Origin of the sequence: Alkalihalobacillus pseudalcaliphilus, from assembly GCF_028610675.1 — a bacterium.
Classification (GTDB): Bacteria; Bacillota; Bacilli; order Bacillales; family Bacillaceae_D; genus Alkalihalobacillus; species Alkalihalobacillus pseudalcaliphilus.
The window spans coordinates 117,829-127,289 of record NZ_JAQQWS010000010.1; the positions used below are offsets into that span (position 1 = coordinate 117,829).

General features: G+C 36.4%; 21 protein-coding genes. All 21 read left to right on the forward strand.

Translation table 11 applies throughout. From position 1 onward, the window contains the following. Nucleotides 1-19 precede the first annotated feature (19 nt). The 21 genes from PQ479_RS17465 (at nucleotide 20) to PQ479_RS17565 (ending at nucleotide 9,284) form a co-directional block, all read left to right on the forward strand. Nucleotides 20-547 (forward strand): helix-turn-helix domain-containing protein, encoded by a 528-nt coding sequence (locus tag PQ479_RS17465; RefSeq protein ID WP_047987316.1) that lies wholly within the window; start codon nucleotides 20-22, stop codon nucleotides 545-547. Nucleotides 548-563: 16 nt separating this feature from the next. Continuing rightward, nucleotides 564-896, forward strand: a complete 333-nt coding sequence (locus PQ479_RS17470; protein ID WP_273717119.1) for a hypothetical protein — start codon at nucleotides 564-566, stop codon at nucleotides 894-896. Continuing rightward, nucleotides 862-1,200 (forward strand): hypothetical protein, encoded by a 339-nt coding sequence (locus tag PQ479_RS17475; RefSeq protein WP_047987318.1) that lies wholly within the window; start codon nucleotides 862-864, stop codon nucleotides 1,198-1,200. The genes PQ479_RS17470 and PQ479_RS17475 overlap by 35 nt, the downstream gene beginning before the upstream one ends. A gap of 225 nt (nucleotides 1,201-1,425) precedes the next feature. Continuing rightward, nucleotides 1,426-2,034 (forward strand): Rha family transcriptional regulator, encoded by a 609-nt coding sequence (locus PQ479_RS17480; protein WP_047987319.1) that lies wholly within the window; start codon nucleotides 1,426-1,428, stop codon nucleotides 2,032-2,034. A 2-nt stretch (nucleotides 2,035-2,036) separates the two neighbouring features. Continuing rightward, nucleotides 2,037-2,909 carry a hypothetical protein gene (locus tag PQ479_RS17485; RefSeq protein ID WP_053070296.1) on the forward strand — a complete coding sequence of 291 codons (873 nt, stop codon included), beginning with the start codon at nucleotides 2,037-2,039 and terminating at the stop codon, nucleotides 2,907-2,909. Between the two features lie 271 nt (nucleotides 2,910-3,180). Beyond that, entirely contained in the window at nucleotides 3,181-3,738 is a 558-nt protein-coding gene (locus PQ479_RS17490; protein ID WP_475652157.1) for an AAA family ATPase, read from the forward strand. Between the two features lie 4 nt (nucleotides 3,739-3,742). After that, on the forward strand, nucleotides 3,743-3,898 hold the full coding sequence (locus PQ479_RS17495; RefSeq protein WP_273717120.1) for a hypothetical protein: 156 nt from the start codon (nucleotides 3,743-3,745) through the stop codon (nucleotides 3,896-3,898). Nucleotides 3,899-3,905: 7 nt separating this feature from the next. Then, nucleotides 3,906-4,271, forward strand: coding sequence for a hypothetical protein (locus PQ479_RS17500; protein ID WP_047987321.1), 366 nt, complete (start codon nucleotides 3,906-3,908; stop codon nucleotides 4,269-4,271). A gap of 47 nt (nucleotides 4,272-4,318) precedes the next feature. Further along, the gene (locus PQ479_RS17505) at nucleotides 4,319-4,882 is read left to right on the forward strand and encodes a hypothetical protein (RefSeq protein WP_273717121.1); all 564 of its coding nucleotides are present in this window, start codon (nucleotides 4,319-4,321) and stop codon (nucleotides 4,880-4,882) included. 1 nt (nucleotide 4,883) lies between these two features. Further along, nucleotides 4,884-5,027 (forward strand): hypothetical protein, encoded by a 144-nt coding sequence (locus PQ479_RS17510; RefSeq protein WP_273717122.1) that lies wholly within the window; start codon nucleotides 4,884-4,886, stop codon nucleotides 5,025-5,027. Nucleotides 5,028-5,103: 76 nt separating this feature from the next. Continuing rightward, the gene (locus tag PQ479_RS17515) at nucleotides 5,104-5,304 is read left to right on the forward strand and encodes a DUF3954 domain-containing protein (RefSeq protein WP_069187700.1); all 201 of its coding nucleotides are present in this window, start codon (nucleotides 5,104-5,106) and stop codon (nucleotides 5,302-5,304) included. A 22-nt stretch (nucleotides 5,305-5,326) separates the two neighbouring features. Then, entirely contained in the window at nucleotides 5,327-5,509 is a 183-nt protein-coding gene (locus tag PQ479_RS17520) for a hypothetical protein (protein WP_047987323.1), read from the forward strand. A 6-nt stretch (nucleotides 5,510-5,515) separates the two neighbouring features. Next, entirely contained in the window at nucleotides 5,516-5,947 is a 432-nt protein-coding gene (locus PQ479_RS17525; protein ID WP_273717123.1) for a DNA N-6-adenine-methyltransferase, read from the forward strand. 39 nt (nucleotides 5,948-5,986) lie between these two features. Next, on the forward strand, nucleotides 5,987-6,208 hold the full coding sequence (locus PQ479_RS17530) for a hypothetical protein (protein ID WP_047987324.1): 222 nt from the start codon (nucleotides 5,987-5,989) through the stop codon (nucleotides 6,206-6,208). A gap of 45 nt (nucleotides 6,209-6,253) precedes the next feature. Continuing rightward, on the forward strand, nucleotides 6,254-6,439 hold the full coding sequence (locus PQ479_RS17535; RefSeq protein ID WP_047987325.1) for a hypothetical protein: 186 nt from the start codon (nucleotides 6,254-6,256) through the stop codon (nucleotides 6,437-6,439). Continuing rightward, a complete protein-coding gene (locus PQ479_RS17540; protein WP_047987326.1) occupies nucleotides 6,420-6,617 on the forward strand; it encodes a hypothetical protein in 198 nt (65 codons plus the stop codon). The genes PQ479_RS17535 and PQ479_RS17540 overlap by 20 nt, the downstream gene beginning before the upstream one ends. Nucleotides 6,618-6,660: 43 nt before the next feature. Then, nucleotides 6,661-6,945 carry a hypothetical protein gene (locus PQ479_RS17545; protein ID WP_047987327.1) on the forward strand — a complete coding sequence of 95 codons (285 nt, stop codon included), beginning with the start codon at nucleotides 6,661-6,663 and terminating at the stop codon, nucleotides 6,943-6,945. 149 nt (nucleotides 6,946-7,094) lie between these two features. Further along, nucleotides 7,095-7,235, forward strand: a complete 141-nt coding sequence (locus tag PQ479_RS17550; RefSeq protein WP_273717124.1) for a hypothetical protein — start codon at nucleotides 7,095-7,097, stop codon at nucleotides 7,233-7,235. Between the two features lie 16 nt (nucleotides 7,236-7,251). Continuing rightward, nucleotides 7,252-7,734, forward strand: coding sequence for a sigma factor-like helix-turn-helix DNA-binding protein (locus PQ479_RS17555; protein WP_047987328.1), 483 nt, complete (start codon nucleotides 7,252-7,254; stop codon nucleotides 7,732-7,734). Between the two features lie 70 nt (nucleotides 7,735-7,804). Then, the gene (locus PQ479_RS17560) at nucleotides 7,805-8,353 is read left to right on the forward strand and encodes a site-specific integrase (protein ID WP_047987329.1); all 549 of its coding nucleotides are present in this window, start codon (nucleotides 7,805-7,807) and stop codon (nucleotides 8,351-8,353) included. A 241-nt stretch (nucleotides 8,354-8,594) separates the two neighbouring features. Next, nucleotides 8,595-9,284, forward strand: a complete 690-nt coding sequence (locus PQ479_RS17565) for a hypothetical protein (RefSeq protein ID WP_047987330.1) — start codon at nucleotides 8,595-8,597, stop codon at nucleotides 9,282-9,284. The last annotated feature ends 177 nt before the right edge of the window (nucleotides 9,285-9,461 follow it).

Consider the following 9,461-nt stretch of genomic DNA (forward strand, 5'->3'; position numbering starts at 1 on the left):
CACAAAGGAGTGAAATCAATTGTCATTAGGTGAACAAATTGCGGAAAGTAGAAAACGCACAGGTTTGACACAGCAAGAACTGGCAACTAGAACTTCATATTCACGGTCACGAGTAGCTAACCACGAAACAGGTGGTAGGGCGATTGTAAAAGAGGATTGGCCTAGTTACTGTGCAGGCTTAAACGATGCAGAATTCACGTTGGAGCTTCATAGTTTAGCGACAGGAGGAATCTATACACCATACCTTAACGGACCATTAGTGGAACACCATCCTGCTTCATTAGCCTTCTTGATTCGACAACAGATTAAGGAAGCTAAAGAACACATGGAACAGATTAATTTTTCGAAACCATTTTCAGTTTTATCAGACAGTGAAATTGACCATATTGAAGCAACGATTGATGAATTGTTAGATGTGCAAGCAGCCGCTCAAACGTTAGTTATTGACTTATGCAGTCGTTTGGATGGTCTCAGCTTTAACGGTCAGGTGAAACGCTGGATAGGTAGCAGGACGGCAATGGGGATGATTGCAAGAAGAAACTATTGAATGTGAGGTGTTTGTTATGAATGATGAACAGGGAAAAATGCTACTTGGATTACTTGTAGATAAATTTCGCTGGCTTGGTGGTGATGCTTATCTTGCTTTGAGCTTTAATGATGATGCCTATCTTGCAATTAAAGAACTTGAAGCTTCATATCATCGTCATGTCACTCAATATGTTCAGATGGCTATTAAATTTTCCGATTCTACGAATTTGTTGGCTGATTGTAAAAAAGTAATGGACGAATATAACTCTTTATCAGAAATCATAACTGTATATTTTGAATCAACTGATACAGAAAGAAAGGTGAGTGAGTTAATTGAAACGTTATCAAGTAATCAACAAAATCAATGAAATATTTGCGAATTGCTTAGGGTGCCAAAGAGCTCCTGCTAAAGAACGTAAAGAGAAGTCAAGTGTTTGTAAAGCGTGTCCTGTAGGGGCTGAATTAATGCAATTGGGAGATGAGCTTTTAAGCATCAAATACAAAGAAGTTAGTCTAACCAATGAAGAAGTTTTCTTTGTAAATAAGCACATTAAAGCTTTGGGGAAAGAAAAAGGGATTAACAAAGCATCTGAACGTCTGAACATCAAAGCAGAACATATCAATAGATTTTTGAAGGAAACAAAAAAGAACCTCACACCAGTAACGGCATAAGGTACCTCAGCAAGTACATTATATCAGTTTTAACTGGTGTGGGAAAGGTAGTGGACTGGATGTATCATAAATTCGCTTTACCTGTTATCTACCAGTCTTTCAATCATTCGAGATATGCACAATCATATTTAAAGCACAATCATCCTGAAATGGATTTTATAGAAGTAAAGAATGGTTTTGTCTTATGCAAGAAGAAGGACGAGCCAGAAGGAGGATTTAGAACTTATGCAGCAACTACAAGAAAGCAAAAGCAACCTGGTCTTTGTTAGTAGCGATAAGGCGGTCACAGATTCTTTAACCATTGCACATGCCTTTAACAAAGGACACGACAAGGTTTTGAGAGATTTTCGTTCATTAAAATGTTCTGAAAGTTTCCGACTCGCCAATTTTGGAGAGTCGGAATATAAGAACAAGCAAGGGCGTTTGATGCCCATGTTCACGGTAACTTTTGATGGGTTTTCAATGCTTGCTATGGGTTATACGGGCGAGAAAGCAATGGAATTTAAAGAACGCTATATCAACGAATTTAATAGGACTCGCCATTTTTTGGAGAGTCGGAACCATGAGCATAAATTACTCAGTTTACAAGTAGATGCAACATTAATTGCAGCAGAGCAAAAGGAAATTCAACAATTAGTATCTGTGACTGTTCATAGCCTATATCCAAGAATAACTGTTGGGGCAAGGCGTAAGTATTTTGCAAGACTTTATCAGGACTTAAAGGACAAGTTCCTTATTACATCCTATCGAGATATCAAAAGATCCGATTATGATGCAGCGGTTGATTTTATTCAAAATTGGCACTCTCCAAATTTGGCGAGTCGTAAGGAGTAGCTATGAGAAAACAATATTTATTAGATGAATATCCACTACTTGTCTTACCATCATTGGCTGTAAATGTTGGTCTGAATAAAGCCATAGTTCTCCAACAAGCTCATTATTGGTTACAGAAGTCCACTAAGTCGATGAAAGGGAGAACTTGGTTTCATAAGACTTACGAAGAGTGGCAAGAAGAATTTCCGTTTTGGAGTATAAGTACCATTCGCAGGGCAATAAGCGAGCTGGAGAAGGAAGAGTTGCTACTTGTCGACAACTTTAATCAAAAAGGTTACGACAAGACAAAATGGTATTCAGTTAACTATCCGAAGTTAGAAAAATCAGTGAACAGTCCATGTGTTCAAAATGAACAGTCCATCTGTTCAGAACGAACAGATGCATGTGTTCAAAATGAACAGATCGATGTGTTCAATATGAACAAACCAATACCAGATATTACTACTACTACTACTATTACTACTAAAAAAGAAGATGACGTGGACAAATTAGGAAATAGATTCATCGAGCTTCGAGCAAAAGGCGTCATGCTAAAAGCTCTTGACTATCAATCTATTGCTAGAGTCCTCAAAGCAGTACCGTTAGAACAAGCAATACAGTTGCTAGAAGCTTTCTTTTTGGAAAGGAAAGGTAAGACTACGATTCATTCGTTTAGCTATTGCGAAAAATACATAATCGAGCAATATGACACGATAATAGCTAGACAGGATGCACAGAGGGAGAGGGGAGAGCATGAACAGTATTCAAGACGTAATGGCAAGGTTGATGGCGAAAAGTCCACATCTAGCCAAGCAAATGCAGGAGTTAGAAGAACAGAAAAGCAATATCTTGTCGGGGAAGATGGACAGATACCGGATTCTGAATACGACTTCTGATTGTCCACATAACTTATGTGATGGTAGAGGTTGGATGCATAAAGAAGATTTGTTATATCATTTTTTATCACCAGAAGAAAAAGCTACAGCCAATCATGTCATTTACGAAGAGTGCTTGTGTAATAAAGCAATGAAAAGAAAAAAAGAAATTGAGAACACCTTAAAGAGTTCTAGAATTCCCGAAGCTTTCCTAGATGCTACTGTAAATAATTTTGACCTATCGAAATACAATCAGCCAGATGAACGTGCACGGGCTGCCTACGCTAAGAAAATGGTAGGGGAATACATCGTGAAATTTCAGAGCATTAAGAATGATGGTAAAGGTTTATATTTTCACAGTCCGACTAAGGGGTGTGGGAAAAGTCGGTTGGCACTTTCTTTAGCCAATGCCTTATTTAAAAAATATGCGCTTGTACCCGTTTATAGTACTGTTTCAGACTTGTTTGATGAAATCAAGAGCACGTGGAATCCAGGTTCTAAATTTTCGACAGCAAACGTTATGGATATGTACCGAAACGCACAAGTACTCATCCTTGATGACATTGGCGTTGAAGAAACGAGTGGTAGAAACAATGACCAAAACAAGTGGAAAGAGGGCATGATGACCAAACTACTTGATCATCGAATGAATAACAAGCTCATCACTATTTTTACCGCAAATTTAACCATTGAGGAATTGACAAGACCATCCCTGTATCCTATGGGGAGGGTCGAAAGCAGAGTGAGAAAAATGGCTTATCCAGTATCCATGCCAAACGAAAAAGTTCGTGATGCCGAGTCAGAGCAAGAGAATCGAGCATTTGAGCAAATGTTAATGGGGGAGGGGTGATTGGATGGGGCAGCTATTAGATGCATACGAGAATAAGAGACAGCAATTAATTTTTAAGATGAAAGACAAGGTTGATGCAGATTTAGTTCATATGAGCTTAACTGAGTTAGTTAGAGAATGGCGAATGTACCAAAAGCAAAGAAAAAGTATAAGAGGATGAAGGACTTATGGTTGAGCAATTATCCTTGTTAAGACCGACTTTTGATGAGACAAGAGCAAAGTGGACGAGGGAATCTAACCAACAGGAGCCATGGTGTTATCTCAAAGTCTGCATACCTGATCAAGCAAAATCGCCTGAAGAAATTAATTATAAAGGCGATTGCAAAGAGCAAAGTCATAATTGCGAATTATGGGAGCATCTTGCCGTAGCAGCTTGGAGAGTAAGTGAAAACGACTTTGATACCGTTGCTAAGATACTTGCTGAGAAACGAGATCTACAAGAGCCAATCATCATCAAGGTTTATCAAAAAGAGTCAGAAATTTATTTCGATATTGAAGTCATTGAATATTTAGAGCGGAAGGTGATTACATGATATGTCCAACTTGCAACAGACACGTAAATAAATTAGTAGCCACGGGGATGAAATCAACCGATTTAGCTACAGGAAAACGCATTAATATCGACTTATGTTTAGATTGTGTATCAGAAACGATTGATATTTTGAAAAAAGAAAGAGTCGTTGAATTAAAGTCGCTTTTTGAGATGCAAAGAAAATTAGAGAAAAACCAACCAACTATGACCCAAAAAGAGTTTAAAGCATCGGATAAAATCACAAGCTTTTGTCAGAGTTTTACGAAGTTAGTTGTGGCTATTCGTGATGGTGATGATGCTCCTTTAAAATTATTCACGAATGTGCTCTCTTTAGCTCTTTCAATCGGAATTGAGTTTAATTATGAAAAGCAATCCATTTTAAAAATATCTTTTGATTCACCTGATTTTGATTTAAATAGTTATAGCAACTACATGTATGTTTTAAAAGAAGCTACCACTCTTTATTACAAACGCGATTTGAATAGCTATCTCTTTTTGTTGCAAGGTGTCATTGATCAATTTGGTGAGTTAGGTATGAAGTGGGTAGAAGTCGAAGATGAATTTGAACAGTTCACAATCATTTCAAAAGTTAGAGTTGCGGAGGGTTACTGATATGGGAGTATTGAAGACGTTAGTGGATGTAGTTCAGGAAACAATTGAGATTTCGAAAGCATTTAATCAAGGAAAAGGTACTAAAAGAGTTAGCAGCGGTTTTGTTAAAAGAAAGACAATAAAAAGGGTGAAGAAGTTATTTTAAAAAGCCCACTCTCCTTAGAAAGTGGACCATAATATCTCTCAACAAGATTATTATACCACGCTTGGGAGGCGATGACATGTCTAATAGTGTTATTGCAGTCGATTTAACAAAATTAACTGCTGAGATTGATGTGACACAAAATCAACTGGTCGTTGTGAGTGATGGAAAAGTGACAATTCTTAATGGCCCGACAAGCGGACACGGGGAATATGCTTGCATCTGGAAAGATGGAAAAGTATTAGATGTCATAAAAAGTGAACGCGTAAGGGTCAAATAAACATTGGGGAAGTGACCTTTATATGCAAACGTGTAAAAAACATGTATTAAAAACGGAAGTACATGCATGGGGCGTTTATCGCCCTGCATGTGGTTGCCAAACTTGCGAAATGAAAGCTATTGAATATGCGATTGAATTTAAAAAATTATTAAATCACTTTAAAATGACGATTGCAGAACGGAAACAAATTAGAGAAGGGAGTTGAATCAGTTTGTCGTTAAATCAAGGGATGTTTACTTCTTCAACTGACAAGTGGGAAACTCCCCAGGCATTTTTTAATGAGTTAGATAGGGAATTCCGCTTTGATGTAGATGTTTGTGCAACTGAAGCAGATAAGAAATGCGAACAGTATTTTTCGCCCCAAGATGATGGGTTATCCCAAAAGTGGGAAGGTACTTGCTGGATGAATCCACCTTATGGTCGAAAAATTGGCTACTGGATCGAAAAGGCTTATGAATCATCTCTTCAAGGGGCTACGGTTGTTTGTTTGCTACCTTCTAGGACTGATACCAAGTGGTTTCATGAATATTGTTTGAAGGGCGAGATTCGGTTTATCAAAGGAAGGCTGAAATTTGGCGATAGTAAAAATTCAGCACCTTTCCCGAGTGTTGTTGTTGTTTTTCGAGGTAAGGGGATTAAGTGAATAGTATCCAAATTAAATGCAATAAGAAAGGTTTAATTCATGAAGGAATATATTGTTCGTTCAAGTCACTTAATCCCTTCTAAAGTCAAAGGAGAACTACCAGAGGTTGTTTATAACTATATTGCCAATGATTCAAGTATAGGAATTCATTACACCCTAACCAGAGAACGTGACTATGCTTATATTTTCGTGGATTACGAAAAAAAGGATGCTGAATTCATTGCCGAATGTTGGGGGATGAAGCTTGTTGAATTAATATGATTAATTAAATGTATCCATAAAATGTGTCATAAAGGAGTGTCAATAATGAAAGAAAACGATCATTCTTCTTCATTTACGATGGATTATGATAAGAAAGAAATTGTATTGACTGTCTATGATAAAGACAAAAAAATAAAAACTCGTTTAACTGAAAAAGATATTATATCAATGAAGAGTTGGTTTGAGTTAGCAAAGCATATGGAGGTTGAAAATGAGTGTAAACCCACTTAAAAAAGGCGATAAAGTTGTCATGCACACTTGTATTGAAGCTGAATCAAATGATGGGACAATTTGGACATGTAAGACCGACCAGTTTAAACATCATCCCAATCATGATTACACAGTTGTAATGTTAGAAGGGTATAGTGGCTCTTTTCATACTGAATACCTTCAAAAAGTAACTATTTAATAATACACAGTCTGACCAAATAGCGAAATAAGGAGGACCAAACATGAAAAAAGATGCATGGGTTTTACGATTGAAAGATGAATCAAAAGAAGAAGGTATGCTAGGTGATTACTATTTAGATGAAGACGGGGAAGAATTGGATTGGTTAACACAAGACTTAAGCAGTGCAACCATTTTTGACAATAAAAAAGAGGCAATAGAAGAATTTAAATTATATGAAAAATTGATTTTTGATAACTTTGGTGAAGATGCAATATGCAATTTCGGTTATACAAATATCATGGGAAATTTTGAGTTTGTAGAAGTGGAAGTAACAGAAGCTAAATAAATGCGTAAGAACACCACATGACCAAACAGTAACTGTTGGAAAATCAATTAAATAAAGCCTTACCGAAGAACGGAGGGCACTGAATTAATAATGAACTTTCATTATTATTCGGTGTCCTCTTTTTATTTTCCTAAAAGGAGTGAATGTCCATGGCAAAAACACAAAAAAAATCTAAAAAGAAAATGAATCAGAGAAAACAACCTGATTTATCTACACGAGAAATTGAAGCGTTGATGGGGATGAACAGACCCACTTATAACCGTTATCGAGGTACTTGGAGACAAAAATAAAAGGGGGCATTTAGTGATGCAGGAACTTATAAAGGAATATCAAGCAACTCTTAAGCTCATCAGAGAATCCAAATCACCGACAAAGAAAGAAGATCAAGTCATAATCTCAGGAATGATAAGTGATTTAGAATATGCTATCGAGTGGATGAAGAAAGGCCGTCGTCCAGGTCTGAAAAGAGGGATTGAAAGAAGAGCCGCATACCAACTAGAACAACCGATTGACCCTGTGATTATGCAATCATACAAAGCAAATTCCGGGACGAGTTTTTCAGGTGTCTCTGAAGGAGAAATACAAAAAATTGATGAAGCACTTAGTAATTTGACCAAAAGAGAACGCGAAGTTTTTTTATTGGTACGCGGTGAAGGTTATAGCCGAACAGAAGCCGCGAGGTTATTGGGCGTTAAGAAGGGAACAATCAATAATATCATGACAAGATGTGATCAAAAGATAAGAATTATTAAGTCAACTTCTTTATTTTTAGCTCCACCTGCAAATTAAGTGGAGCTTTTTTGTCGCCCGTTTGCCACCTATAAGTAGAAAGTATTTTTTACAAGGAGGATGATTATATGTGAATGAAGTACAACCAATTCGTGATGTCAAAAAAATTGAGAACATATCTGAGTTTCTACGAAAAGGAAGTGAGCGTAATTATATGATCTTCTTCCTTGGAATCAATACTGGTTTGAGAATTAAGGATATTCTTAATTTAAGAGTGAAAGATGTTACGGGTCACTTTATACGGTTGCGAGAATTCAAAACTGGTAAGCAGAAGAGGCAGAGGTTAACACCCGACTTGTATCGTGAGCTTCAACGATATTGCAGAGAGATGCATCCAGATGATTACTTATTCCAATCGAGAAAAGGGAGCAATAAACCAATCGGAAGAGGTAGGGCGTATGGAATCCTTAGAGATGCAGCTGAAGAGTTCGGACTAACCGATATTGGCTGTCATACATTACGAAAAACGTTTGGTTATCATTTCTACATGCAAACAAAAGACATTGCTTTATTACAAAAGTTGCTGAATCATACGAGCCAAGCTGAAACGTTGAGATATATTGGTGTGGACCAAGATGCTATGGATAATGCAATGAGGAAATTCAAAATAAGCGTATGAATAACTTTACTTTTACCATGAATAGAACATAAATATTCAGTTGTTACATTCAAATCAGAAAGCATGATTAGGCTTGAAATGGCACAGGGTTTCATAAAAGGGTCAATGTAACTCCCTCTTAGATATGTAACATTGGTAGATATGTGAATAACTTATTATAAAGTTAAATTTTCTGATTAACACGAAATAAGTCCTGTGTTATAATATTCTGATAAACAACTGAATGACAGGAGACTATTAATTGGACATTACTGAGAATGAAATGCAAGTAGTTTATGAGGTAAGTTTAAAAGGAATTGATGTTTTTTCGATTATCGCCTCAACAGTTTCAATAGTACTCGCTATTTTAGCAATAGCATTATCAATAGTTTTTTATAAAATGTCTAAGGAGTCTTCTAATAAAATCGAGTCAGCTTCCAAGGATATCGGTTCAAATGTCAAGAGACTCGATCAAGTATTTGAAAAAATGTATACAGATACTTTTGGTATGGTAAAAGAAACAGTTTCTGATATGAGAAAACATGTCTATAAAGGTAATTCTCATGTAGAAGATAAGAAGGTAGAAAAGCAAATTAATGAATCAATAGCTAAAGCTGTGGAAGGATTCAAAAAGGATGAAATAAATAAAGACGATGTTAAAGATTTAGTCCTGCATTTTATCGATGAATATAAGGGATTAGAACAAGAAGTGAGAACCAAATCAATTAAAAACCAAATCATTCAATTTCTACGTGATAAAGGCAGTGCTACTTACCCAGAATTAGTTAAGCTGATTTATGGGGGAGTAAAAAAAGACACAAGTGATTTATTTATAACGCTCCAAAGATTGAGAGATGAAGAGATAATATATAATCCATTCAAAATAATCGATGAAGAAGATGGGGAATCTATATCCCATAGCACAAAAATAGAGTTAAAAGTTAATGGTTAATACAAAAACTAATCCTTTTTTCAAACTAGTTTTGCTTTAAATAATAAATGTTGTATTTAAAATAATATAAAATAGTCGCCATCAATGGCGGCTATTTTATATGGTGTGCCCGGCATGGGTGCAGGCTCTAGGGTGAAAGTCCCGAACTGTGAAGGCAGTAGTAACAGTAGCTCAAGG

Coding starts and splice junctions, on each gene's coding strand:
- PQ479_RS17490 (WP_475652157.1), top strand. CDS start 3,181: ATGGTAGGGGAATACATCGTGAAATTTCAGAGCATTAAGAATGATGGT.
- PQ479_RS17500 (WP_047987321.1), top strand. CDS start 3,906: ATGGTTGAGCAATTATCCTTGTTAAGACCGACTTTTGATGAGACAAGA.
- PQ479_RS17540 (WP_047987326.1), top strand. CDS start 6,420: ATGAGTGTAAACCCACTTAAAAAAGGCGATAAAGTTGTCATGCACACT.
- PQ479_RS17495 (WP_273717120.1), top strand. CDS start 3,743: ATGGGGCAGCTATTAGATGCATACGAGAATAAGAGACAGCAATTAATT.
- PQ479_RS17520 (WP_047987323.1), top strand. CDS start 5,327: ATGCAAACGTGTAAAAAACATGTATTAAAAACGGAAGTACATGCATGG.
- PQ479_RS17530 (WP_047987324.1), top strand. CDS start 5,987: ATGAAGGAATATATTGTTCGTTCAAGTCACTTAATCCCTTCTAAAGTC.
- PQ479_RS17480 (WP_047987319.1), top strand. CDS start 1,426: ATGCAGCAACTACAAGAAAGCAAAAGCAACCTGGTCTTTGTTAGTAGC.
- PQ479_RS17545 (WP_047987327.1), top strand. CDS start 6,661: ATGAAAAAAGATGCATGGGTTTTACGATTGAAAGATGAATCAAAAGAA.
- PQ479_RS17510 (WP_273717122.1), top strand. CDS start 4,884: ATGGGAGTATTGAAGACGTTAGTGGATGTAGTTCAGGAAACAATTGAG.
- PQ479_RS17485 (WP_053070296.1), top strand. CDS start 2,037: ATGAGAAAACAATATTTATTAGATGAATATCCACTACTTGTCTTACCA.
- PQ479_RS17470 (WP_273717119.1), top strand. CDS start 564: ATGAATGATGAACAGGGAAAAATGCTACTTGGATTACTTGTAGATAAA.
- PQ479_RS17515 (WP_069187700.1), top strand. CDS start 5,104: ATGTCTAATAGTGTTATTGCAGTCGATTTAACAAAATTAACTGCTGAG.
- PQ479_RS17550 (WP_273717124.1), top strand. CDS start 7,095: ATGGCAAAAACACAAAAAAAATCTAAAAAGAAAATGAATCAGAGAAAA.
- PQ479_RS17535 (WP_047987325.1), top strand. CDS start 6,254: ATGAAAGAAAACGATCATTCTTCTTCATTTACGATGGATTATGATAAG.
- PQ479_RS17505 (WP_273717121.1), top strand. CDS start 4,319: ATGAAATCAACCGATTTAGCTACAGGAAAACGCATTAATATCGACTTA.
- PQ479_RS17555 (WP_047987328.1), top strand. CDS start 7,252: ATGCAGGAACTTATAAAGGAATATCAAGCAACTCTTAAGCTCATCAGA.